At 51.0% G+C, this 24,074-nt stretch carries 25 protein-coding genes and 2 tRNA genes; 8 read left to right on the top strand and 19 right to left on the bottom strand.

Going from position 1 to position 24,074, the window contains the following annotated elements; genetic code table 11:
* Positions 1–102: 102 nt before the first annotated feature.
* A complete protein-coding gene (gene ppsA / locus J4377_RS08075) occupies positions 103–2,487 on the bottom strand; it encodes a phosphoenolpyruvate synthase (RefSeq protein ID WP_089038205.1) in 2,385 nt (794 codons plus the stop codon).
* 281 nt (positions 2,488–2,768) lie between these two features.
* Here ppsA and J4377_RS08070 point away from each other — a divergent pair, with 281 nt between their 5' ends.
* The gene (locus J4377_RS08070; protein ID WP_038483801.1) at positions 2,769–3,602 is read left to right on the top strand and encodes a pyruvate, water dikinase regulatory protein; all 834 of its coding nucleotides are present in this window, start codon (positions 2,769–2,771) and stop codon (positions 3,600–3,602) included.
* A gap of 9 nt (positions 3,603–3,611) precedes the next feature.
* On the opposite strand, the gene J4377_RS08065 is transcribed toward J4377_RS08070, so the two are convergent.
* The 4 genes from J4377_RS08065 to J4377_RS08050 form a co-directional block, all read right to left on the bottom strand.
* Positions 3,612–4,190 (bottom strand): hypoxanthine-guanine phosphoribosyltransferase, encoded by a 579-nt coding sequence (locus J4377_RS08065; RefSeq protein ID WP_009723414.1) that lies wholly within the window; start codon positions 4,188–4,190, stop codon positions 3,612–3,614.
* Positions 4,191–4,258: 68 nt separating this feature from the next.
* A complete protein-coding gene (gene nagZ / locus J4377_RS08060) occupies positions 4,259–5,269 on the bottom strand; it encodes a beta-N-acetylhexosaminidase (RefSeq protein WP_038483798.1) in 1,011 nt (336 codons plus the stop codon).
* 81 nt (positions 5,270–5,350) lie between these two features.
* Positions 5,351–5,872: a L,D-transpeptidase gene (locus J4377_RS08055; RefSeq protein ID WP_038483796.1), complete on the bottom strand. Its 522-nt coding sequence runs from the start codon at positions 5,870–5,872 to the stop codon at positions 5,351–5,353.
* A complete protein-coding gene (locus J4377_RS08050) occupies positions 5,850–6,527 on the bottom strand; it encodes a TetR/AcrR family transcriptional regulator (RefSeq protein WP_038483793.1) in 678 nt (225 codons plus the stop codon). The genes J4377_RS08055 and J4377_RS08050 overlap by 23 nt, the downstream gene beginning before the upstream one ends.
* Positions 6,528–6,854: 327 nt before the next feature.
* Here J4377_RS08050 and lexA point away from each other — a divergent pair, with 327 nt between their 5' ends.
* Positions 6,855–7,532, top strand: coding sequence for a transcriptional repressor LexA (gene lexA, locus J4377_RS08045; protein WP_038483790.1), 678 nt, complete (start codon positions 6,855–6,857; stop codon positions 7,530–7,532).
* A 60-nt stretch (positions 7,533–7,592) separates the two neighbouring features.
* Here the strand turns inward: lexA and J4377_RS08040 are convergent, their stop codons facing one another.
* Both J4377_RS08040 and purU read right to left on the bottom strand, forming a co-directional pair.
* Positions 7,593–8,264, bottom strand: coding sequence for an energy-coupling factor ABC transporter permease (locus tag J4377_RS08040; RefSeq protein WP_095604124.1), 672 nt, complete (start codon positions 8,262–8,264; stop codon positions 7,593–7,595).
* A gap of 85 nt (positions 8,265–8,349) precedes the next feature.
* Positions 8,350–9,204, bottom strand: a complete 855-nt coding sequence (gene purU, locus J4377_RS08035; RefSeq protein ID WP_095604125.1) for a formyltetrahydrofolate deformylase — start codon at positions 9,202–9,204, stop codon at positions 8,350–8,352.
* A 276-nt stretch (positions 9,205–9,480) separates the two neighbouring features.
* On the opposite strand from purU, the gene J4377_RS08030 reads away from it, so the two are divergent.
* The gene (locus tag J4377_RS08030) at positions 9,481–11,079 is read left to right on the top strand and encodes a ribonuclease J (protein ID WP_253488127.1); all 1,599 of its coding nucleotides are present in this window, start codon (positions 9,481–9,483) and stop codon (positions 11,077–11,079) included.
* 36 nt (positions 11,080–11,115) lie between these two features.
* Here J4377_RS08030 and moaE read toward each other — a convergent pair whose 3' ends face one another.
* From moaE to J4377_RS07980, 10 genes are all read right to left on the bottom strand, one after another.
* On the bottom strand, positions 11,116–11,592 hold the full coding sequence (gene moaE, locus J4377_RS08025; protein ID WP_120387028.1) for a molybdopterin synthase catalytic subunit MoaE: 477 nt from the start codon (positions 11,590–11,592) through the stop codon (positions 11,116–11,118).
* A gap of 4 nt (positions 11,593–11,596) precedes the next feature.
* Positions 11,597–12,391, bottom strand: coding sequence for a cyclic pyranopterin monophosphate synthase MoaC (gene moaC, locus J4377_RS08020; protein WP_198349833.1), 795 nt, complete (start codon positions 12,389–12,391; stop codon positions 11,597–11,599).
* A gap of 60 nt (positions 12,392–12,451) precedes the next feature.
* Complete coding sequence (gene mobB / locus J4377_RS08015; protein ID WP_231658649.1) at positions 12,452–13,003, bottom strand: molybdopterin-guanine dinucleotide biosynthesis protein B; 552 nt, start codon at positions 13,001–13,003, stop codon at positions 12,452–12,454.
* A gap of 41 nt (positions 13,004–13,044) precedes the next feature.
* Positions 13,045–14,274: a uracil-xanthine permease family protein gene (locus J4377_RS08010; protein WP_120387030.1), complete on the bottom strand. Its 1,230-nt coding sequence runs from the start codon at positions 14,272–14,274 to the stop codon at positions 13,045–13,047.
* An 88-nt stretch (positions 14,275–14,362) separates the two neighbouring features.
* On the bottom strand, positions 14,363–14,992 hold the full coding sequence (gene upp, locus J4377_RS08005; protein ID WP_038483772.1) for a uracil phosphoribosyltransferase: 630 nt from the start codon (positions 14,990–14,992) through the stop codon (positions 14,363–14,365).
* Between the two features lie 97 nt (positions 14,993–15,089).
* Positions 15,090–15,773, bottom strand: a complete 684-nt coding sequence (ung, locus tag J4377_RS08000) for a uracil-DNA glycosylase (RefSeq protein ID WP_120387031.1) — start codon at positions 15,771–15,773, stop codon at positions 15,090–15,092.
* 1 nt (position 15,774) lies between these two features.
* On the bottom strand, positions 15,775–16,254 hold the full coding sequence (gene gpt, locus J4377_RS07995) for a xanthine phosphoribosyltransferase (protein ID WP_009723428.1): 480 nt from the start codon (positions 16,252–16,254) through the stop codon (positions 15,775–15,777).
* 8 nt (positions 16,255–16,262) lie between these two features.
* Positions 16,263–16,808, bottom strand: coding sequence for an adenine phosphoribosyltransferase (locus J4377_RS07990; RefSeq protein ID WP_038483768.1), 546 nt, complete (start codon positions 16,806–16,808; stop codon positions 16,263–16,265).
* A 34-nt stretch (positions 16,809–16,842) separates the two neighbouring features.
* Complete coding sequence (locus tag J4377_RS07985) at positions 16,843–18,141, bottom strand: NCS2 family permease (RefSeq protein WP_038483766.1); 1,299 nt, start codon at positions 18,139–18,141, stop codon at positions 16,843–16,845.
* Between the two features lie 199 nt (positions 18,142–18,340).
* Complete coding sequence (locus J4377_RS07980) at positions 18,341–18,967, bottom strand: riboflavin synthase subunit alpha (protein WP_120387033.1); 627 nt, start codon at positions 18,965–18,967, stop codon at positions 18,341–18,343.
* A gap of 459 nt (positions 18,968–19,426) precedes the next feature.
* Here J4377_RS07980 and J4377_RS07975 point away from each other — a divergent pair, with 459 nt between their 5' ends.
* The 4 genes from J4377_RS07975 (at position 19,427) to J4377_RS07960 (ending at position 22,563) form a co-directional block, all read left to right on the top strand.
* Complete coding sequence (locus J4377_RS07975) at positions 19,427–20,470, top strand: methionine ABC transporter ATP-binding protein (RefSeq protein ID WP_038483762.1); 1,044 nt, start codon at positions 19,427–19,429, stop codon at positions 20,468–20,470.
* Positions 20,451–21,104, top strand: coding sequence for a methionine ABC transporter permease (locus tag J4377_RS07970; protein ID WP_089038188.1), 654 nt, complete (start codon positions 20,451–20,453; stop codon positions 21,102–21,104). The genes J4377_RS07975 and J4377_RS07970 overlap by 20 nt, the downstream gene beginning before the upstream one ends.
* A 114-nt stretch (positions 21,105–21,218) precedes the next feature.
* Complete coding sequence (locus J4377_RS07965; RefSeq protein ID WP_038483758.1) at positions 21,219–22,010, top strand: MetQ/NlpA family ABC transporter substrate-binding protein; 792 nt, start codon at positions 21,219–21,221, stop codon at positions 22,008–22,010.
* A gap of 79 nt (positions 22,011–22,089) precedes the next feature.
* On the top strand, positions 22,090–22,563 hold the full coding sequence (locus J4377_RS07960; protein WP_038483757.1) for a GAF domain-containing protein: 474 nt from the start codon (positions 22,090–22,092) through the stop codon (positions 22,561–22,563).
* 75 nt (positions 22,564–22,638) lie between these two features.
* On the opposite strand, the gene J4377_RS07955 is transcribed toward J4377_RS07960, so the two are convergent.
* Both J4377_RS07955 and J4377_RS07950 read right to left on the bottom strand, forming a co-directional pair.
* A tRNA-Val gene (locus tag J4377_RS07955) sits at positions 22,639–22,715 on the bottom strand.
* Positions 22,716–22,743: 28 nt separating this feature from the next.
* Positions 22,744–22,820 (bottom strand) — tRNA-Val (locus J4377_RS07950).
* A 182-nt stretch (positions 22,821–23,002) separates the two neighbouring features.
* Between J4377_RS07950 and J4377_RS07945 the strand changes: the two genes are divergently transcribed.
* Positions 23,003–24,073 carry an endonuclease/exonuclease/phosphatase family protein gene (locus J4377_RS07945; protein ID WP_095604130.1) on the top strand — a complete coding sequence of 357 codons (1,071 nt, stop codon included), beginning with the start codon at positions 23,003–23,005 and terminating at the stop codon, positions 24,071–24,073.
* Position 24,074 lies beyond the last annotated feature (1 nt).

Raw genomic sequence — 24,074 nt, 5'->3', positions numbered from 1 at the left:
TTATGATTCCCAGTCGCCCGGCCAATGGCCGGGCGAAGATAAGCAACTCACCCCACTATGTCACTCACTGGTGTTGCGAGCCAGTCCTGCAAGCTGACAGTATTATTCGATGGTTTCACCCGCCAGCATAAACCAGGTTTCAAGCACCGCGTCTGGGTTTAAGGAGACAGAATCAATTCCCTGCTCCATTAACCACTTGGCCAGATCCGGATGATCAGAAGGGCCTTGACCACAAATGCCAACATACTTGCCTTGCGCTTTGCAGGCTTTGATGGCCATTGCTAATAGCTTTTTCACCGCTGGATTTCGTTCATCAAACAGATGCGCAACGATACCCGAGTCACGATCCAGACCTAGCGTCAGTTGGGTCAAATCATTGGAACCAATCGAGAAACCATCAAAGTACTCGAGGAACTCATCAGCCAGTAGTGCGTTAGCCGGTAACTCACACATCATGATAACTTTTAAGCCATCAGGATTAGACTCACCGCCCCGCGGTAAGCCATTAGCCGCTAACAACTCTACGACCTCGCGCGCTTCATCGGTTGTGCGGACAAAGGGCACCATGATTTCAACGTTATCAAAGCCCATTTCTTCACGAACCCGCTTCAGCGCTCGGCACTCAAGCTCAAAACAGGGCCTAAAGGCATCCGAGATATAACGCGAGGCCCCTCTGAAACCAAGCATTGGGTTCTCTTCACCGGGCTCATAAAGCTTGCCACCAATGAGGTTTTCGTACTCATTTGATTTAAAATCAGAGAGCCTTACGATCACTCGCTGAGGATGGAAAGCAGCGGCCAGGGTTGAGATGCCTTCGACCAGCTTATCAACATAGAAACTGACAGGATCATCGTAACCGGCAGTGCGCAAATCGATGACCTGCTGAAGATCAGCAGGCAGCGTGTCGTAATCCAACAGCGCTTTGGGGTGAACACCGATCATACGGTTAATGATGAACTCCAGCCTAGCAAGGCCAACCCCAGCGTGGGGTAAGCCAGCAAAGCCAAATGCACGGTCTGGGTTACCCACATTCATCATAATTTTGAAGGGGATCTCCGGCATCGCGTCGACACTTGAGACCTTGCAGTCAAATGCCAGAAGCCCTTCATATACGTGGCCAGTGTCACCTTCGGCACAGGACACCGTGACATCAATGCCTTCTTTAAGCTGAGTGGTTGCATCCCCGCAACCGACCACCGCAGGTATGCCCAATTCCCGCGCAATGATGGCCGCGTGACAAGTTCGTCCACCACGATTAGTAACAATCGCTGATGCACGCTTCATGATCGGTTCCCAATCCGGGTCGGTCATGTCGGTTACCAGGATGTCCCCCTCTTGAACCTTGTCCATTTCTTCTGGGCTAAGTACTGTTTTTACCGTGCCACGCCCAATCCGCTGACCAATCGCCCGCCCTGTAATCAGCGTGCGTCCTTTTTCACGCAGGTGGAAGCGTTCTAACTTTCCTCCTTCCTGTTGTGAAACAACGGTTTCAGGACGTGCTTGAACGATGTAAAGCTGACCATCATCACCATCCAGTGCCCACTCGATATCCATCGGGCGCTGGTAATGTTTTTCAATGGTCATGGCTTGCCGTGCAAGATCCATGATCTGCTCATCGTTAATACAGAACCGACCACGATCGTTAAGCGGCACATCAACAGTTTCAACTGATTTACCAGCACTGGCATCTTGCCCATAGATCATTTTGATCAATTTAGAGCCTAGCGTCCGGCGAAGCACCGCGGGACGGCCAGCCTCAAGCGTGGGCTTGTGCACATAAAATTCATCAGGATTGACAGCCCCCTGGACGACGGTTTCACCAAGCCCCCAGGAAGCAGTGACAAACACTGCGTCGCGGTAACCAGACTCGGTATCCAGCGTAAACATAACCCCGGAAGCACCTGTCTCTGAACGCACCATCTTCTGCACACCCGCAGACAGCGCCACATTCTCATGGGCGTAGCCGCGGTGAACGCGGTAAGAGATCGCGCGGTCGTTGAATAGCGATGCAAACACTTCGTGCACCGCCTGTTTAATATTGTCAAAACCTTCAATATTGAGGAACGTTTCCTGCTGACCAGCAAAAGACGCATCAGGCAGATCTTCTGCCGTGGCCGAGCTGCGTACGGCAACTTTCAAGCTGGGATGCTTAGCCTGAAGCTGCTCATAGGCACCGCGTAAAGCATGTTCAAATGCAGGGGGAAGTGGCGTATCAATAATCCACTGGCGGATAGTCTTGCCAGCCTCTGCCAACGCCTTAACATCATCGACATCAAGGCGAGCAAGGGTGGCGTTGATGCGGTCATTTAGCCCTTCGTGAGAGAGAAACTCACGATAGGCATGGGCCGTCGTGGCAAATCCACCCGGCACTGTCACGCCCACACCTGATAAATTCGAGATCATTTCGCCAAGCGAAGCGTTTTTACCACCCACACGTTCGACGTCTGCCATACCTAGCTGATCGAACCATAGAATGTACTCTTCCACGCAACCCCCTCGCTTTTAGACTGCTTTGCGACCTGACAGGCCGACTCTAATTGACCATGTCACACTAGCATCGCCCCACCGCATTCGCCATTGGTCTAATAGCGAACGGAGTGGAGGATTTTTACAACAAAGTGCAATAAAGGGCTTTTTATGTAGTCTTAATGAGGTAATTTTTATTAAATATGCGTTAAAACGAACTGCAATGTGAATGGCTTGGCAACGATTGTGCTAACCCATGCCTCACCCCACAATAGCAACTTTATTTATTGACGGATTTAGCGATGAAGCGAACAGCTTTTTTTATTTCTGATGGTACTGGCATTACGGCAGAAAGCCTTGGGCGTAGCCTGTTAGCTCAATTTAGTGATGTTGAAATTAATATGCTTACAAAGCCCTACATTGATACGCTGGAAAAGGCTCAAGCTTTAGCGGAAATAATCGACTCTACCGCCGTCCGTGACGGCCATCGGCCGATTATCATTGATACCATTGTGGATCAGGATATCCGTAACGTCATTCGACAGGCCTCAGGTTTCAAGGTGGATATCTTCTCTACCTTTTTAGAACCCCTAGAGCAAGAGCTAGAAACACACTCCTCTTACAGCGTCGGCAGAACGCACTCGATTGGTAGCGATGATGTCTACATGGATCGCATCCATTCCGTCCATTTTGCACTAGATAATGATGATGGCGCACGAACGCACCAATACGATAAAGCCGACATTATTCTGGTTGGCGTTTCACGTTGCGGAAAAACACCCACCTCTCTTTATCTAGCGCTTCAATTTGGTATTCGAGCAGCTAACTACCCATTAACTGAAGATGACCTGGATGAAGATGGCAGTTTAAAACTACCCAAGGCACTGGCTCCTCATAGACACAAGCTGTTTGGTCTGACAATTGATGCTCGCAGGCTAGCAGCAATACGCAACGAGCGCCGTCCAAACAGCCGCTACAGTTCAATGGATCAGTGTTTGCAAGAAGTTGAACAGGCTGAGTCGCTATATCGCTCGATGCACATCCCGTTTATCGATACGACACGCTTTTCAGTAGAAGAGATATCAACCCGAATGATTGCGGAGACAGGCCTAGCCAGGCGCTTCTCGCCCCGCTAGGCCAGAACATCACATGCCCTTGGGAGCAAATATTCCAGGGGCATTACGCCAGTAGCCTTTATAATCCATGCCAAAGCCGAACACGTAACGATCTGCAACCTCTAGGCTACAGTAATCGGCTTTTAAGCCAGGCACCGCTTTACGGTCATGCTGCTTATCCACCAGCACGGCCGTTGTAACGCTCGCCGCTTGGGCTTCCTCGCAGTAGGCAAGAATAGCGGCTAACGTAGAGCCTTCATCAAGAATGTCATCGACGATGACTACGTGGCGCCCTGCCATGGGAATTTCTGGAGAAACACGCCAAAAAAGTTCGCCACCACGCAACTCATTGCGATAGCGGGTCGCGTGCAGATAATCAACCTCAAGAGGGAAACCTAATCGAGTTAGCAGGTGCCCTGTAGTGATCAAGCCGCCATTCATAACACAGTAAAAAACTGGCAACTTATCCCCTAGATCTTTGCTAATTGCCTCGGCCATTCGATCCAGTGCGCGCTCAACTTGTTCTTGAGAAATTAAGCAGTCAGCGTTATCCATCAGCTCACGCATTGAGTCAAGCGACTCAAGCGCCTCTTTATCCAGTTTGGACATCGGGTTACTCCAAGAAGAGGTTAACTAGTCAGTGACTTAAAAACGAAATAATTTAAGAAAAGATGGGGTTAGTTCGCCAACGCTTCTAATTTGGCATGGGTACGACGCCAGCGGCCAAGCGCCGTTAGCGCATCCACATCTGGACGGGCTCGCCCATAGCGTAGCTTGATTGGTCGTTTGCTGTGTAATCCTTGGCATGCTTCAACAACGTCTAACGCTGCAGAGCGGTCATTACAGACCAATAGCATGTCGCATCCTGCGGCAAGGGCAGCACTGGCGCGCTCCTTCGGGTCACCCGCTTCATGAGCACCCGCCATGCTTAAATCATCTGAAAAGATACAACCTTTAAACCCCAGGGACTCTCTTAACATTCCCAACCAGCTAGGTGAGAAGCCAGCAGGACGTGAGTCAAACGCACTATAAATAACATGGGCAGGCATAACACCATCAAGCTGAGTAGCAAGCTGGCTAAACGGAACAAGATCGCGCTGTTTAATAAGCGCCAGCGGACGGTCATCCACAGGTAACGCCACATGGGAGTCAGCGGCAACGCCACCATGGCCAGGAAAATGCTTACCTACCGCCGCCATACCCGCTTCATGCAAACCGTTGATAAAACACTGACCCAGCGCAGCGACGTGTGCAGGGTCGGTGCTGAAGCTACGATCACCGATAACGCTAGAGATGCCACTTTCGACATCTAAAACAGGCGCAAAGCTGATATCCAGACCGCAAGCAGCCATTTCCATCCCCAGCAACCAACCCGCATCTTTTGCTAGTGCAAGACCGGATGCCGAATCCTCAGCGAATTGATCACCAATGCGTGCCATGGCTGGCATGCGAGTAACGCCTTCTTTAATTCGCTGAACGCGACCGCCTTCTTGATCAATACCAAGTAACAGCTCGCCGCGGACACGACGAATATCACTGCAAAGCTTTCTAACCTGGTAAGCATTCTCGACATTTCTAGCGAATAAAATGACACCGCCCACAGCAGGGTCCATCAAAAGATGTTTTTCAGCTTTGGTTAATCGCGGCCCTTCAAGGTCAAGCATGACCGGGCCTAAAGATTGAGTCATTGTGATGGATCCAACAAAAGGGCCGTCAATTTTAGTTGATCAATCTCTCGTGTCAAAAAATCAATAATAAGCTGCCTACGCTTAGCCATTATGAAGCCAAACAGGTGTGCCCGGCGGCGCATGCTCAAAAAGATAAAGCAGATCGTCATTGCGCAACCGAATACACCCATGTGAAGCAGCCACACCCATCGGTTGATCAGGTGGCGTGCCATGAAGGTAGATAAAGCGACGCTGAGTGTCGACATCCCCGCCGCGATTCACTCCTCTCTCTAAACCACAGAGCCACAAAATGCGCGTTAATATCCAATCACGATGAGGGAATTCCGCCGCAAGCGCCGACGTAAACACCTCCCCAGTCCACCGTCGCCCCCGAAAAACAGCATTATCAGCTAAACCGCCACCTATCGATGCGCGGATATAATGCCATCCCAGGGGGGTTTGACCACTACCTTCCTGCTGTCCTACACCTTTCTCACCGGTGGATACAGAGCACGTGTACTGCAGCGTACGCCCTTGCCACCAGCATAGCTGCTGCTGTTTGATATTGATTTCTATCCAACCACCATTCTGCGGGGGTAGTTCAGCTAGCGTGGGCGTTCGCATAATGTCCTTCATCAGCAGCAGGCGGTAGCGGAGCATTCATGGCAGCAACCACGACAGGGCGTAAACGTCTTACCAAATCCCTGACGGTTACTTGCTCATTATAGTCTTTCGCAGCAATGTCTCGCAGCGCATCTAGACCCGACAGCGTAAAAATCACGGTGCCCAACATGAAATGCAGTCGCCAAAAACGCTCAGCATCAGGTAAATCTGGCGTTGCCTGGCGCACGAGTTCAGTAAAGCGGGTAAATACGTCTCCGTACTGCTGTTGGATATAACGGCGTAAATGCCCTTGTGCCTGGCTATACGCCAACCCTAGCAGACGCATAAACACCTTCAGGCTATTGCGCTCAGCAGGCACTGCCAGCACCGTGCTTGCCATTGTTTCCAACAGCACTTCAAGCGGAATCACATCACCGTTGTACTGCGCTTCCAGCTCATCAAGCGCCGTGTGAAAACGTTGCGAGAAAGGGTCTAAATAGCGCGCAAACACCGCTTGGATAAGCGCTTTTTTAGAACCAAAGTGGTAATTGACAGCCGCCAAATTGACCCGCGCTTTACTGGTGATATTGCGTAGCGATGTTTCGGCAAAACCACGCTCGGCAAACAGCACCTCAGCGGTATCGAGGATACGTGTTACCGTATCAGATTGCGCCATAGCGCCCTCCAGAAAACGAGTGTTTAAAACATCGTTAAATACTATGCCATAACGCTATTTGGCTCAATCACTTATCTTTAGCTTTTTACCCAACGCTCAAATGCACCCTAGGCCCCTATTCAAACGCCTGCCATCAGACGCTCCGTCGACAGAGCCCCTCAGACTTACCGTTCTTATCTCCACTCCTGACACCATTCGCATAACGACTCCCATGCCATAGCGAAACGCTCTAGCATGTACTGGACAGAGCAACATACTGTATACTTAACCACATACTGTTTAAGCCGACATGTAGCCACTGTCTTGTTTAATTTTTTGGAGTTTGTTATGTCGCGTCCACTTACTGCTCGTCAACAGCATGTTTTTGATTTTATTGTTAAAACGATGTCTGAATTTGGCTATCCGCCAACCCGCGCAGAAATTGCCAAAGCGCTAGGCTTTCGCTCCCCTAACGCTGCTGAAGAGCATTTACGAGCGCTTGAGCGTAAAGGTGCCATCCGCATCATTCGCAATACCTCGCGGGGGATTCGACTGCCTAATCAGGAACCGCAGGATGTCAGTGATGTCTCGGCAACAGCGCCTGCCGCCAACGTAGAACCACTACCCAATGGCTTACCTGTCATTGGCGAAGTGGCCGCAGGAAGCCCGATTCTAGCAGCGGAACACATTGATCGTTATTGCCCACTCCCCGCTGAATACTTTACCCCCAAAGCGGATTACCTTCTTCGGGTGCGAGGCTTGTCAATGAAGGATGTTGGCATACTGGAAGGCGACCTTCTTGCCGTGCATCGCACCGACCGGGTTCGTGATGGCCAGATTGTGGTGGCAAGGCTAGAAGATGAAGTAACTGTAAAACGCTTTAAACGACAGGGCCATACGGTGACGCTGATTGCTGAAAACAACGACTTTGCGCCCATAGAAATTGACCTACGCACGCAGCAGTTGGATATCGAAGGGGTGGGAGTTGGTGTCATACGTGGCGGTAACGGCCAAGCACTGGGATAAGCGAGTAAGTGTAAATGCCGGTGAGGCACTCGATAGAGATACTCACCGGCTATCGCAATGTTACTGAGAGTCTATATAGCGACGATCATTAAACGTAGCTACCCAACTCGGGTGATACACCAATAAAATACTGAGCAACATCCCTGTGATGAAAGCCTCGGAGGGCATTAACAGGGGTAAGAAGCGCGCATACTCTTGGGCTAAGTACACAGCTTCAGAGTCGGTACCCGCCACCATGATTAGCAAGACCGCCGACAACCCTCCTGCCAGTGTTGCCAGCGCTGCGCCAAAAAAGCCGCATACGAATAGAAAGATCATCAAGTTATCCGGCAGGCGCCGATCTACCCATCGCCATACCAAACCGGTAATGACCGCAGGTACAATGCCGGTTACCAATACATTAGCGCCTAGTAACACCCATTCGTTGCGGCCAATAGCTGACATCGCAACATTAATCAGCACATTGCTGATTAATGCGAGAGGCATTTTGAATACCAACGTCATTAAGACAGTGAATACTAAGTGCAGGGTTAGCCAATCGACTGCCTGAGCACGCAGTTGCCACATCAACACTACAGCGAGCGTCGCGGCTAACCACCGATGCTGAAGAGCCACATCGCCTATCAGTACTCGCCAAGGGCGCAGCCATATCATCCATGCAAGTACGCTCAACGATACCAACCACGTCAGCAACAATGCCCAGGGAGCTAAAACACTTTGCGCGAAAGACATGGATGCCCCTATCTACCCGTCAGCTAACGACAAGCCAGCTGTAAAATTGAATTGACTAAAAACTCTGCGTATCTAAACAACATGCTTAGCTGAACACCACGGTCTTATTGCCATGGATTAATACTCGGTCTTCTAAATGCCATCGTAAACCACGCGCCAATACCGCTTTTTCGACATCGCGCCCAAAACGCACGAGATCCGTTGGCGTGTGGCAATGACTTACCCGATGAATATCTTGTTCAATAATCGGCCCAGCATCCAGTTCTTCAGTGACATAGTGACAGGTAGCACCGATTAGCTTAACGCCACGCTGGTAAGCTTGATGATAGGGCTTAGCACCGGCAAAAGAGGGTAAGAAGCTATGGTGGATGTTAATCACCCGTCCCGCGTAACGTGAGCAGAGCGAAGGTGGCAAAATCTGCATGTAACGTGCCAGCACAACGCAGTCAGCCCTTGCGCTATCAATCTGAGTTTGCACCTGCTCGAAAGCAACCTGCTTGTTATCAGGATCTACGGGCACATGATGGTAAGGAATGCCATACCACTCAGTGAGTGATCGCATATCCTCATGGTTTGAAATAACCCCGACAATATCGCAATCAAGCTCCCCAGCCTGCCAACGATAAAGCAGATCAACCAGGCAGTGAGACTCCCGCGACACCATCAACACCACACGCCTACGCTTTTGAGTATCGACGAGCGACCACTGCATATTGAAGGCTTTAGCCACCGGCTCAAACGCACTACGTAACGCCTCCGCCGACATACCCAACGAATCTGCCAAAATTTCGTATCGCATGAAGAATCGGCCAGTCTCAAGATCAGAATGCTGGCTTGCTTCAGTGATAGAACCACCTTGTTGAGCAATAAAGCTTGAGACACGCGCCACAATGCCCACTTGATCAGGGCAAGAAACCACCAAACGGTAATAATGAGACATAAATAAACACTCTTGACATATTTTAACGGCACGTTCGACAAGCACCTACCAGCGGTAGGTAAGCGGTATATAGGCGAAATAGTGTACCTTATGCTTATCAAGGAAGCACCGCAGCCAAATGCCACGATGATTGTTACCCGCCCCTGCCTTCCCGTATAGTTAAGGCCTTACTTTTTAGGCTTTTCATTACTGATGCACCCACCACGCGTTCAACTTCGTCCCCGCCGTCGCCCTCCCCTGCGCCTACTGCCGCTAGGTGGGTGTGGTGAAATTGGAATGAACCTTACGCTGTATGGATACGATGATGAGTGGATCGCCGTCGACTGCGGCATGATGATTCGCCAAGATCTACCTAATTCTCCACTGCAGGTGCCCAATACAGATACATTAGCAGCACTCAACATTACCCCAAAGGCACTCTACATTACCCATGGCCATGAAGATCATATTGGCGCCGTGGCGTGGCTCTGGCCTAAGTGGAATTGCCCTATTTTTGCAACGCCGTTAGCGGCGGGATTGCTGCGCCATAAGTTTGCAGAACATCAGCTTAGTAGCGCCGCTATAAACGTTGTGGAACCGGGTGATGCAATGGAGCTCGGCCCCTTCACGCTGCGTTACCTTCAAGTTACCCATTCGATTCCTGAAAGCTGCTCAATCCTAATGCAGGCAGGCGACTATCGCGTGCTACACACCGGGGACTGGAAACTAGACCCTAACCCGTTAATTGGTTCGCCCATTAACGCTGCTCAATTTCGTGCGCTCGCGCCTATCGACCTCGTCGTAGGCGACTCCACTAACGCCCCGATGCCCGGCCATTCAGGCAGTGAAGGCGATGTTGCAAAAGCACTCGCTCACACCTTGAAGCAGTGCAAAGGCCGCGTGGTGGTATCTTGTTTTGCCAGCAACCTCGCCCGCGTATTAGCGATTGGGATTGCTGCCCAACAGTGCGGCCGACGCGTCAGTCTGATGGGCCGTTCAATGGAACGCATGGTGAGTGTCGCGAAGGGCCTAGGGTATCTAGACGACTTTCCGCCGCTAGTACCGCCCCATGACTTAGGCTACCTGCCGCCAGAAGAGGTGGTGATTATTGCTACGGGCAGCCAAGGCGAACCACGTGCAGCACTACAACGCTTAGCGCAGCGGAGGCACCCGTTTGTGGATATTGAGCCAGGCGATAGCATCATTTTTTCTGCCAAAGCCATACCAGGCAACGAGCGCCCTATTGAACAACTGAAAAAACGCCTAGTGCAGCTTGGGGTGTCAATTTTCGATGAGATGAACCACCCAGAATTACACGCTACTGGGCATCCTGCCGAAGATGAGCTGAGAAAACTGTATCAATGGATTCGGCCGAAAACATTGCTGCCGGTGCATGGGGAGGCGCGCCATCAGGCTGCCCATCAAGAGATTGCCACCAGTCTCGGTATTAACGCCCCGCTCGCACCGGTAAATGGCGACATGTTGATGTTCGACAATCTAGGCTTACGCTGCGAAGCACGCTATCCCCAGCCGCCCTGCATCGTTAATCAGAACAGCGTCGTGCCTCATCCAGGGCTCGATACCGGCTCTCATTCATCGCGGCGCGGCAGTTTGTTCTTAGCGCTTCCCGTTACGGCTACCGACACTGGCTGGTGCCGCATTGGTCGTTTGATGCTGGATGCCAGCGGTACCAGCCCACTCGATGAAGATAGTTTCAGCGAATGGCTAGATGATCAGTTATTAGAAATAGCAGCAGAGACATTGGCCGATTTGCGTCAAGCACTGCAACCGAGGCTCATTCATTGGCTAGCCAATCACCTACAGCACATGCCAGACGTACATTTACAAATAATGGCAACCGAAATGCCCTCTTCAGAAGCCATTAGCGATAGTTAAAGCCATTGGCGATATTAATGCTATTGGCAATATCGTCTACCAGCGTTCTGCAGCTTGCTGATCAGTATGCCGCTCTTTTACCCAGTAAGCCCCCTGACGGGAGTGCTCTTTCTTCCAAAACGGCGCCTGGGTTTTTAAAAAATCCATAATAAAGTCGCAGGCTTGGAAAGCATCGCGGCGATGAGCACTGGCCACCAGCACCCGCACAATAGGGTCTCCCGGCGTCAAATCACCAATGCGGTGAATAATCCGCACGGCCTGTAAATCCCAACGCCGATAGGCCTGCTCACCAATCTGCGTTAATGTGCGCTCGGTCATCCCTGGGTAGTGCTCAAGAGTCAGCCCAATAACATCAGGGGATTCATTAAAGTCACGCACAAATCCCGTGAAGGTGACAATAGCGCCGATATCGGTGCGCTTGCGCAGCGCACTTTCATAGCCATCATCCATTTTAAACGCTTCTTCTTGAACCCTGACAGCAATATCCAATTCAGTCTCTGTAATATCAGCCATCTGATTACCCACCCGTCACTGGAGGAAAGAAGGCCACTTCATCCTCATCGGTAAGGCGCGCACTATCGTTGGCCATCACTTGATTGATAGCACACAACGTGCGCTGCTCTGACAACACATTAAAGCGTGCATCCATAGCGCTTAACGCCGCTTTCAACCCCGCCACATCTCGACTCGGCAGTTGATCAAGCCCAATGGCAAGGTCACTCTCTTCCACCCGCTCACGCAGCTCAGCAAGAAACTTAACCCGAACGCAAGGGGATGCACATCGCTCGCCTAAGCGAACCTCTCCCGCAACGCCACCGCCAGTCACAATTGGTTCTGGCACACCTCGTTGATAATCGCCACGAACACCGCCCCGCTTACTTTCCAATTGAATGGCGTCAATGCGCATCTCTTTATCCACCGCTTTACACATATCGTAAAGCGTCAGACAAGCTACTGACACGGCTGTCAGGGCTTCCATTTCCACCCCGGTCTGTCCGTTAAGGCGGCAAAGCGCGGAGACTTCAACACAGCCGTTAGCGTGATCAATATCGAAATCTACAGAGACTTTTGAAAGCGCTAATGAATGGCACAACGGGATCAACTCATGCGTGCGCTTTGCTGCCTGAATACCCGCAATGCGCGCGGTCGCCAGCACATCGCCTTTGGGCAACTCGCCATCACTCAACAGCTGCAACGTTTTAGGCTGCATAACGATACGCCCAGACGCTACCGCCTCGCGGCGAGTCTCTCGCTTATCTCCGACATCGACCATGTTGGCTTCGCCGTGTTTATTGAGGTGAGTTAGCTGCATATCGTTACCTATTTAATCAAGCCACGGTGTTATAAAAATACTGATTTGGGAGCTGCTAATTTAGTTAGCCACAGCATTGGGTTGAGCATTCATCCACTCGATTACCCACTCAGTGATCGCTTCAATATTATTCAGGTCCAGCCGCTTAGCTGTTGGGCGAATTGATGGAGGCAGCGAACCACTTGACGCTACCGCCTGTACCCAGTCACCACTGACAATGGAAACATCGCCAATTCCTGCACGGTACAGGACTAGCTTAGGAATTGGCCACGCCTTAAAGCCTTCGACAATGACCAAATCTGGCGCCTGGGTAATCATCAGTGACAAGAGGTAGCCAAGGTCCGGTTCTGCTTGGCCAGGTGTCTCTTGCATCATGGCAAAACGCTCTCGGGATGCAATCAACATAGGCGCAGCGCCAGCCTGACGAAGTTTATAGCTATCTTTTCCTGGCTGATCGACATCAAAGCTATGGTGAGCATGCTTTATCACCCCCACCCTAAGCCCCTTTTCGCGCAGGCGAGGCAAAAGCTGCGCTAACAGAGTCGTCTTACCAGTACCACTCCACGCGGCAATGCCGAGTACAGGAAATGGACTATCAATTGCCTCTTCCATTAACAACTCCCAATGACCAACCGGTGGGTATGATTGAGTGGCTATTCGCCCTCTTTCTCAGCGGGTAACAGCCAGTTTAGCGCAATGCCAACTAACGCAGCTAAACTCACGCCCTGGAGGGTGAACTGACCACCTCCAAACTGCATTCCACCTATCCCAAATACTAAAATTAACGAAACCACCACGAGATTACGCGCCGCAGTTAATGACTGGCCTGCACGCACCAGGGTATTCATACCAACCACTGCGATCGAACCAAACAGCAGCGTCATAATACCGCCCATTACAGGGCCTGGAATAGTTTGCAGTAACGCGCCCAGCTTGCCTACAAAGGCCAGTACAATCGCAATCACTGCGGCGATGATCATGTACATGGGGTTGAATGCCTTAGTCAGCGTCACTGCCCCCGTTACTTCTGAGTAGGTTGTGTTGGGAGGACCGCCAAACAGCGCAGCCGCCATTGTCGCCAGCCCATCGCCTAACAAGGTGCGGTGAAGACCTGGCTTCTCTAAATAGTTTTTGCGTGTCACTGAGCCTATCGCCACCATATCGCCGATATGTTCCACCGCAGGAGCAATCGCGACAGGAATCATGAACAAAATAGCCGCCCAGTGAAAACTCGGCGCGGTAAAGTTTGGCAATGATAGCCAAGCAGCATCACGCACCACAGTGAAATCGACAACGCCCATAACAAGCGCTAAGCCATACCCTACTGCAATACCACCCATTATCGGCACCAAGCGAAGAATTCCACGCCCGAAGACAGCTAATATCAGCGTTACCAGCAAACTGGCCATGGAAAGAAAGATCGCTTGACCATAGCCAATGTTATCGCTTGTCTCTCCTGTTGCCATACTGACAGCGACTGGCGCCAATGCTAAACCAATCACCATAATGACTGGCCCGACAACAACAGGCGGTAACAGCCTGTGCAGCCAAGCAGTGCCTTTAACACGTACTACTTGAGAAATGGCAACGTACACCACCCCTGCTGCCATTAAGCCACCCAGCGTGGCTGACACGCCAAAGCTTGCTATCGAGCCTTGAATGGGAGCAATGAACGCAAATGATGACGCCAAGAATACCGGCACCGTCTGCTTGGTAATTCCGTGAAACACCAGCGTACCAATACCCGCGGTAAATAGTGCGACACTGGGATCTAGACCAGTCAGCAGTGGAACCAATACCAGTGCACCAAAGGCTACGAATAGCATTTGCGCACCTGTCAGCAGCATTTTGGGCCAAGACTCATGACTTGCTGAATGTCTCATCTAAACGTTTCCAATGTTTTCGTTGTCGGTGGTTAGCCAAAAAAATGCCCCCAACGCGAAGCGTAAGGGGCATTGTTAGTCGGAGTGCTTAGCGCGTTCCGAAGATCTTATCGCCTGCATCTCCCAAACCAGGCACGATGTAGCCATGCTCATCTAGCCGGTCATCAACGGATGCGGTGTAAATCTCAACATCTGGGTACGCATCCTGAACACGCTTAATACCCTCAGGGGCAGCTACCAGCACGATGACTTTCATATGCTCACAACCACGCTCACGCAACATATCTAACGTCGCCACCATTGAGCCACCGGTCGCAAGCATCGGGTCGATGACAAGTGCCATGCGCTCTTCAATATCATTGGCGAACTTGGCGAAATAAGGCACTGGCTGAAGAGTCTCTTCATCACGATAAAGACCCACTACGCTGACGCGTGCGCTAGGAATTAGATCAGTTACGCCCTCCAGCATACCTAAACCAGCTCGCAGAATTGGCACAACCGTTACTTTTTTTCCCTTCAAGCGACGCGTCGCAATAGGCTCGTTGTTCCAGCCTTGAATCTCATGATCTTCGAGCTCTAGCCCCTTTGTTGCTTCATAGGTCAGCAGCTTAGCCACTTCACCAGCCAGCTCTCGGAAGCTCTTGGTGCTTAAATCAGCTTCGCGAAGCAGTCCCAGCTTATGTTGAACAAGCGGATGATTAATGGCGTAGACACTCATGGGACTTCCTCGCTGCATGGGATTCAGGATGGCGACCTAAGTCGCATCGACAAGCTTACAAAATTGCGCGCCATTCTACCCGCAACTGACCAGTAGGTTAAGGGGTTTCCGGCAATTGCCACTCAATCGGTGAACGCCCATGCTCTGCTAAAAACTGATTGGCACGGGAAAAGTGATGATTGCCAAAAAAGCCTCGATGCGCCGAGAGTGGCGAAGGATGCGGGGATTCCAACACCAAGTGGCGCGACTGATCAATCAGGACTTTCTTCTGGCGCGCATGACTACCCCACAACAAGAAAACGCACGGTTCAGCGTACCGACTGACGGTTTCAATCGCGCAGTCGGTGAAGTGTTCCCACCCCTTGCCACGATGAGAAGCGGCATTACCCTGCTCAACCGTTAATGCGGTGTTCAGCAGCAGCACACCCTGGTTTGCCCAAGACTCCAAAAAGCCGTGTCGCACGGGCGTAAACCCCACATCAGCAGCTAATTCTTTATAAATATTGACCAAAGAGGGGGGCACTTGGATACCCGGCTGCACCGAAAAGCACAACCCATGAGCTTGATTTGGGCCGTGATAAGGGTCTTGCCCTAAAATAACCACTTTCACAGCGGCTAAAGGTGTCAGCTCAAAAGCGCGAAACCAATGCGATGAGTGCGGGTAGATAACTTTTTTGGCTGATTTTTCTTGGGCCAAAAATGTTTTCAGGGCTGACATATAGTCAGCCTGAAATTCTTGCCCAAGCCATTGATTCCAATCGTCGGGTAGCGGGTTAGCCATATTACTTCTTCAGTTGATCCGCCAGCGGCTCAACATAAGCAATGCCCATATCCCAAGGGAACTGGATCCAACACTGCTGAGCCACTTCGGTAAGGTATTGGTCAACCAGAGGGCGCCCTTCTGGTTTGGCATACATTGTCACGAAATGCGCCTTAGGCAGCATTTCACGAACAGCACGGGCAGTTTTACCGGTGTCTACCAGATCATCAACCAACAGCCAACCATCACCATCATGGTCAACGCCCTTCATAATGTCTAAACCGCCTTGATCCATATGATCATAGCTTTTGATACAAACGGTATCGATCAAGCGAATATTGAGTTCACGGGCGATAAGCGCCGCAGGTATTAATCCACCACGGGTAATCGCGACGATACCTTTGAAATCTCGTTCAATTAACTGATGACAAAGTTGACGCACATCGCGGTGCAGTTGATCCCAGGAAATGGTGAAGTGCTGATGATAGCGTTCGCTGCTCATAAGAGGCGTTACTCGTCTTCGGTGAATGAACATACCGCGAATACGCTATAGCCAGCGTCGCGAATTTTCTGGGAACCGCCCAGCTCAGGCAGTTCAATAATAGTTGCGGTTTCCACCACGTGCCCACCAGAGCGTTGAATTAGATTCGCTGCTGCAAGCATAGTACCGCCAGTGGCAATCAAATCATCCATCAGCAGGATACGGTCATTTTTCTGAAAAGCATCGGCATGAAGCTCAACTTCAGAGTGGCCGTACTCAAGCGTGTAAGTCTCACTGATCGTCTTGAAAGGCAGTTTGCCCTTCTTGCGAACGGGCACAAAGCTGCAGCCCAACTCATAGGCCAAGGGCGCACCAATGATGAAGCCTCGGGCATCAATCGCCGCGATGGCATCTAAGTTCATTTCCTGGTAGCGATGCACAAAGCTATCAATCAGCTTACGAAAGGCAGCACTATTTTGCAGTAGCGGTGTGATATCACGAAAATTTACGCCCTGCTCTGGCCAGTCAGGAACCGTGCGAATAACGGACTTAATGTAGTCGCCGTAGATGCTCATCGCGTCTCTCATTGATTAAAGATAAAGCGGGTAATTAACCCAGGAAAAGAAATTTTGCTGCAAACAGTAGCGCCAGCGTTATGACGGCGGGGTTCAAATCGCTGAACCGTCCCGAAAGCGCTTTAATCGCAACATAGCTAATAAAGCCAAGCGCAATTCCCTCAGCAATTGAGAACGTCAGCGGCATAGCCAGGGCAGCGATCAGTACCGGCGCAGCGTCGGTTGGGTCTTCCCAGTTTGCGTGGGCTAAGCTACCCGCCATCAAAACGGCCACGTAAAGCAGCGCCCCTGCTGTCGCATAGGCCGGAATAGAACCTGCTAACGGCGCAAAGAAAAGGCTAATTAAAAACAGCACACCAACCACAACCGCCGTTAACCCCGTACGACCACCGGAAGCGATACCCGCAGTTGATTCAATATAGCTAGTCGTTGTCGAAGTACCCAATGCAGCACCCGCCATAGACGCGGTACTGTCGGCCATCATAGCGCGACCAATGCGCGGCAGCTTGCCATTTTCATCCAGCAGTTTGCCGCGGTGGGCCACCCCTACCAACGTGCCTGACGTATCAAACAGATCCACAAACAAGAAGGCAAAAATGACGCTTAGCATGGCCACATCCAGTGCGCCCATTAGATCCATTGCCATAAAGGTAGGTGCAATCGAAGGCGGCATCGACATAATACCGCCATACTGGTTATGGCCGAACAGCATCGCAAGGATCGTGATACCCAAAATACCGATCATTACCGCACCGGTCACACGCAGATAAGAAAGCGCCGTAATAACGAAAAAGCCCAGTAAGGCGTAAAGTGCGGGTGGCTGGGATAGATCACCCAGTGCCACATAGGTGGCTGGATTAGCGACCACAATACCGGCATTTTTGAGTGCGATCATCGCAAGGAATAAGCCAATACCCGCGGCAATCCCCAAACGCAATGAGAGTGGAATAGAATTAATGATCCACTCGCGGATTTTAAAAATACTTAGCAGGAAGAACGTCAGGCCGGAGAAGAAGACAGCCCCCAATGCCGCCTCCCAGGTATAGCCCATTCCCAGCACCACCCCGTAGGTAAAAAAGGCATTCAGCCCCATACCTGGTGCTTGCGCGATCGGATAGTTTGCCCAAAGCCCCATGACAAAACAGCCAATGGCAGCGGCGATACAGGTAGCCACAAACACCGCGCCGTAATCCATCCCCGCTTCCGAGAGAATGCTCGGGTTGACGAAAATGATATAAGCCATCGTAAGAAACGTGGTGAATCCAGCGATCACCTCGGTCTTTACGTTGGTCTTCTGCTCGGTGAGCTTGAAGTAGTTGTCCAGAAGTTTCATGTCGTTTTTATCCTTCGCGCTTACGCTGAATGCGTCCCTTGATGCGAGAAAAGCCGCACATACTACCTAAAGGCTCTACGCGTTGCGAGTGCCCCGTGTGCCGCTAGCGTTGATGGGAGCTCCCCCACCTATCTATTATGAATAGCAAACTTCAGGCCATGAGCTAACCGATCGGTCAACGGTAAGACAAAAAACACGACTAAAGACGACTCGCTAACACCCTTTCAACTGTTTCAACAATCACCTGGGTTTGCGGATCAATCTCGATATTGACCCTGTCGCCTAGCAACCGGTCTTTTAAAACTGTACGCGCCAGCGTCTCTGGTATCAGATTGACGCTAAACTCCACCCCCGCACTATCGCTGGCGGGACGTACGTCACCTACCGTCAAGCTGATACCATCAACACCAATGTACCCTTTCTCGAATACAAACTTAGCGACTCTCTCAGGCAGTGAAAACCAAAGCCGACGATTGTTGGGTGCCTCTTCGATTGCCACCACATTGGCCATACAAATAATGTGGCCTGACATGGAGTGCCCACCAATTTCATCACCAAAACGCGCCGCGCGCTCTATGTTGACGCACTGACCTGGTGCAATTGCACCAAGATTTGTCAAACGCAACGTTTCACGCATCAGATCAAAACTGACATTCTCACCTTCTATCGCGGTTACCGTCAGGCAAACACCATTATGGGCTACCGACGCACCAATAGTGAGCCCTTCACGCAACGCCTCCGGCAATGCGACTACGTGGGTGCGAAACTCTTCCAGCTCTTTAACAGCGACGACCTCAGCCACGCCTTGCACAATGCCAGTAAACATATTGCTACGCCCTCTTTCTCAACGCATTAAAGTCAAAACAGGTCCTAAAATTCTGTGCAAGCTTACTACTAATACCCAACCCGTGTGCAGCCAGAAGCCTTGCTACAAACGTTGAAACGGCTTTTTTTCTGATAACAAGCGCCGCATTAGCACTCATCAGAATCAATCACTAACAAAAATCATTGACTCAGAAAATAAACCTGAATTATCGCATTAAAACATGAAATAGAACGGCGCTAATTGACAAGACACCCACCACTCTTTAGACTTTCGCCGCAAATGTAATGACGCCGATTTGTACCCAGATTGCGGGCGTCCACCAAGCCAATGGCTTGGTGAAGTGCAGCTAAAAGGGTGTGTCCAGCGTTGATGGCCACCCGCAAGGGTGGCCTTTTTTATTTCCCGCCCTACGCTTGCTCCCTCGCACTCCGTCTTCGGCCTACCGTTAAGGCAGACGCTATGATTGAAATTAGCAACGTTAGTAAAACCTATGGCACTGGCAATAGTGCCGTTCATGCCCTAAAAGATGTCAATTTAACGATTCCCAAAGGCACCATTCACGGCGTTATTGGTCTTTCGGGCGCAGGCAAGTCGACCCTTATTCGCTGTGTCAACCTACTTGAACGCCCAAGCACTGGCAGCGTATCAGTCGATGGCCAGGAAATGACCCGCCTTAGTCGCGGCGAATTAAACCGTGCCCGACACCGCATTGGAATGATTTTCCAGCATTTCAATCTGCTAACAACGCGTACTGTATTTGATAATGTGGCACTTCCCCTTGAGTTAATGGGCGAAAGCCGCAGTGCTATAAAGGATCGCGTATTGCCGCTGCTGGAGCTGGTGGGCTTGTCTGATAAAGCCAAACAATACCCAGCCCAGCTTTCTGGTGGTCAAAAGCAGCGTGTCGCCATCGCCCGCGCCCTGGCCAGCAAACCCAACGTCTTACTGTGCGATGAAGCCACTTCCGCACTAGACCCCCAGACCACCAGTTCGATTCTTGAGCTGTTGAGAGAAATTAATCAGCAGCTCGGCATCACCATTTTGTTGATCACTCACGAAATGGAAGTTGTGAAGTCTATTTGCCATCGAGTAAGCCTCATCTCCGATGGTGAGCTAGTAGAAGACGCCGAGGTCGGTGATTTCTTCACTGCGCCTATCACACAGCTGGGTAGGGAGTTCCTGAACGACTTTTTGCAGCTAAGCCCACCTAAAGAACTGATCGAGCGTTTAAGCGATACACCGAGCGAACATACTCATCCCGTCGTTCGGCTAACGTTTTCCGGTGATGCTGTTTCGACGCCCCTTATTTCACGCTTAGCGCGGGAGTGCAGCGTTGATGTCAGCATCCTCCAGGCAAAGGTCGAGTCCATTCAAGACCGCACCCTAGGGCTGATGATTGCAGAGCTGCTCGGCAGCCCCGCTCAAACTCAGGAAGCAATGGCTTATTTAGAAGCACATCAACTACAGGTAGAGGTACTTGGTCATGTCCAGCGCAATGTTTGATCTTATTTTACAAGCCACGCTGGATACGCTCTACATGGTGGCTATTTCAGGCGTGATCGCCACCCTGCTCGGCCTGCCACTTGGCGTCATGCTCTACGTGACTCGCCCTCGTCAGATATTAGCGATGCCAGCACTCAATCAAGTACTAGGCATTGTTACCAATGTTGGCCGCTCAATTCCGTTCATCATTTTGATGGTGGCGATTATCCCGTTCACCCGCATGCTGGTCGGCACCTCTATTGGTATTAATGCCGCCTCAGTGCCGTTAACTATTGCTGCTATTCCATTTGTAGCTCGGCTAATCGAAGGTGCGCTTAACGAGATATCCCCGGGGCTTATTGAGTCTGCTCAATCAATGGGCGCAACGCCTTGGCAGATCATTACCAAGGTACTGATCCCTGAGGCAAGGGGCGGCATTATCACGGGGCTGACGATTACGTTAGTGACACTGGTCAGTTACTCTGCCATGGCGGGCGCCGTAGGTGGCGGTGGCCTGGGCGATTTAGGCATTCGCTATGGCTATAACCGCTTCAACCCCACCATTATGTTAATTACCGTCGTTATACTGGTGGTGATGGTTCAAGGTTTCCAAAGCCTGGGCGACTATTTGGTGCGCAAAAGTGATCGCAAGTGACGATAGTCTGCACCTTTTATCGGCATAGTCGAATATAACTAAAACGCATTAGAATTTTATTTCTTATTGCCGCATAATCACATCCAACATTTACTGTGCCACAGGAGTGACACCATGCAAAAACTACTTATCGGCAGCCTGACTGCCTTAGCCCTTGCAGTTAACGTTGCCAACGCAGAAACACGCACCATCAAAATGGGCACTGTGGCAGGTCCGGAAACCGAAGTCATGGAAGTGGCAGCGCGAATTGCCAAAGAAGAGTATGACTTAAACGTCGAGATCATTGAGTTCACCGACTACGTCACGCCGAATGCTGCCCTCGCCGATGGCAGCTTAGACGCGAACGCTTATCAGCACGAACCGTACCTGCAGGCTATGGTCAATGACCGTGGATATGATCTTGCCATTGCGGGCTACACTTTTGTTTACCCGATCGGCGCATACTCTGAGAAATACGACAGCATTGAAGAACTGCCCGACGGCGCTCAAATCGCGCTGCCCAACGACCCATCTAATGAAGGGCGCGCACTCATTCTGATGCACAACCAGGGCCTGATCACACTTAATGATCCGAGCAACCTGGAAGCTACCCCCATCGACATCGCTGAAAATCCCCGCAACTTCCGTTTCCGCGAAATTGAAGCTGCACAACTACCCCGTGTACTACCAGACGTCGACATGGCGTTCATTAACAATACGTTCGCCCAACCGGCTGGCTTGAGCCTGAGTGACGCGATAATCAAGGAAGGTCCTGAATCTCCCTACGTCAACTTGATTGCGGTACGGGGCGGAGACGAAGATCGCGAAGAAATCCGTCAACTTGTTGACGCTTATCAGCGCGACGAGGTCATCGAAAAAGCAGAAGAATTGTTTAAGGGCGCAGCTGTACCCGGCTGGATCGAATAAACAGTACGGTTTTCTCTATCGATATAATCAGGCCAGCCTTAGGGCTGGCCTGATGTGTTTAATCCTATAAGGAATTCGTATGCATAGTGTTGATTATGCGTTGCTTAATCGGCAGCTTGAAGCTCTGCTAGACACACGTGATTGGCTAACCAACAGCGCACAAACCTGTGCCTTTATTCAACATGCCCTGAGCGACATCAACTGGGTGGGGTTCTATTTGCAGCGCCAGCCCAACCAGCTCAGCCTTGGCCCATTTCAGGGCAAACCCGCCTGCCATCCAATCCCCTTCAGCAAAGGCGTTTGCGGGGCTGCTGCCCGCCAACAAGCTACCCAACGGGTTGATGACGTTCACTCTATTGCTGATCACATCGCCTGCGATGCTGACTCTCGCTCAGAGCTCGTTGCTCCCATCGTGATCGACGGCTATCTCTGGGGAGTACTCGACCTAGACAGCCCTCAGCACGCACGCTTTAGTCAAGAAGATCAGGCGGGTATTGAGGCACTGGTGGCTACGTTTATTCGCCAGACTGACCTCCCTCTCTTTATCGACTAGCTTTTTTATCGACTAGCTTTATCGATTAGCCATAAAAAAAGCCCCATGCTAAGAAGCATGGGGCTTTTAAGTATCTGGTAGGACCAGGCGGATTTGAACCGCCGACCTCCACGATGTCAACGTGGCGCTCTAACCAACTGAGCTATGGTCCTAAATATAACTAATCAACTGCACGTAATATGGTAGGACCAGGCGGATTTGAACCGCCGACCTCCACGATGTCAACGTGGCGCTCTAACCAACTGAGCTATGGTCCTGCTGTGCAACGGATGCGTATTCTACGGCTTCATAGCTGAATTGCAAGTAGTTTTTAGCATTTTGAAATGACGTAAATGAATTAACTCCCCTCAATTTTAATGTCTTATCGACACTTATCTACGGTTACCGCTAAGCTAAACGTAGATTAACCACTATTCACGGTTAAACCAGGAGGCAAACCTTGCTTGGGCCTTTGCTAGGATGCATCGCCATCTCATTGTTACTCGCCACACTGATTGCCCGCGTGCCTATGCGCTGGTGGTGGGTGCGCAGTTTTGAATTTCCCCGACTGCAAATTGCCGTAATGGCTTTAGCGTGTGGCTTAGCTAGCCTGTGGTTACTAGACCCAGGGCCGTGGCGAGTTACCGCGACACTGGTCTCACTCGCCACGCTAGCGCTTCAACTGCGCTACATTTTGCCATGGACAAAGCTCTGGCCTGTGCAGGTAAAAGCCGCCCATAATGCCCCTAAAGACCAGATGATTACGCTGCTAATCGCCAATGTACTGACACCAAACCGTCAGTCAGAAGAATTACTGGCGATGATAACGCGCCACCAGCCCGACATGATTCTCACGTTAGAATCCAACCAATGGTGGCAAGAACGACTTGACCCAGCATTAGATGCGCTGTGGCCTTATAGCGTTAAGATCCCCCTAGATAACCTTTATGGCATGCACCTCTATTCTCGCCTAGCACTGAAAGATACTGAGATTAAGTGGCTTATCCAGGATGACATACCTTCGATTCACACCCAGGTAGAGCTTAAAAGCGGCCAGCATATTCGCTTATTTGCCGTTCACCCAAGACCACCAGCACCCAATGAAAGCGAAAAATCTTTATGGCGTGACGCAGAGCTGTTGTGGATTGGCAAAGAGATACATCGACACCCAAAGGCCACTATCGTTGCCGGCGACCTGAATGATGTTGCCTGGTCACGTACAACACGCCGTTTTTGTCGCATAGGGGGTATGCTGGACCCACGCCGTGGTCGCGGCTTGTACAGCACCTTTCACGCTAATTACCCCCTATTGCGCTGGCCTCTCGACCACGCGTTTGTAAGCGAGCATTTCACCCTCGTCAACATGCAGCGACTTGGGGCGTTCGGATCTGACCACTTCCCTATATTAGCCACTTTTTGCTATCGGCCTTCGCGTCAAAATGAACACGAAACGCCCGACGCCAGTGCAGAAGAGCGTCAAGAGGCGAACAAAACCATTCAAAAGGGCAAAACGGAAACGCAAGAAACCTAAC

Source organism: Halomonas sp. XH26 (assembly GCF_024138895.1).
GTDB lineage: Bacteria > Pseudomonadota > Gammaproteobacteria > Pseudomonadales > Halomonadaceae > Vreelandella > Vreelandella alkaliphila.
The sequence above is the reverse complement of the archived record's forward strand: the minus strand, read 5'-3'. Positions and strand labels throughout refer to the sequence as shown.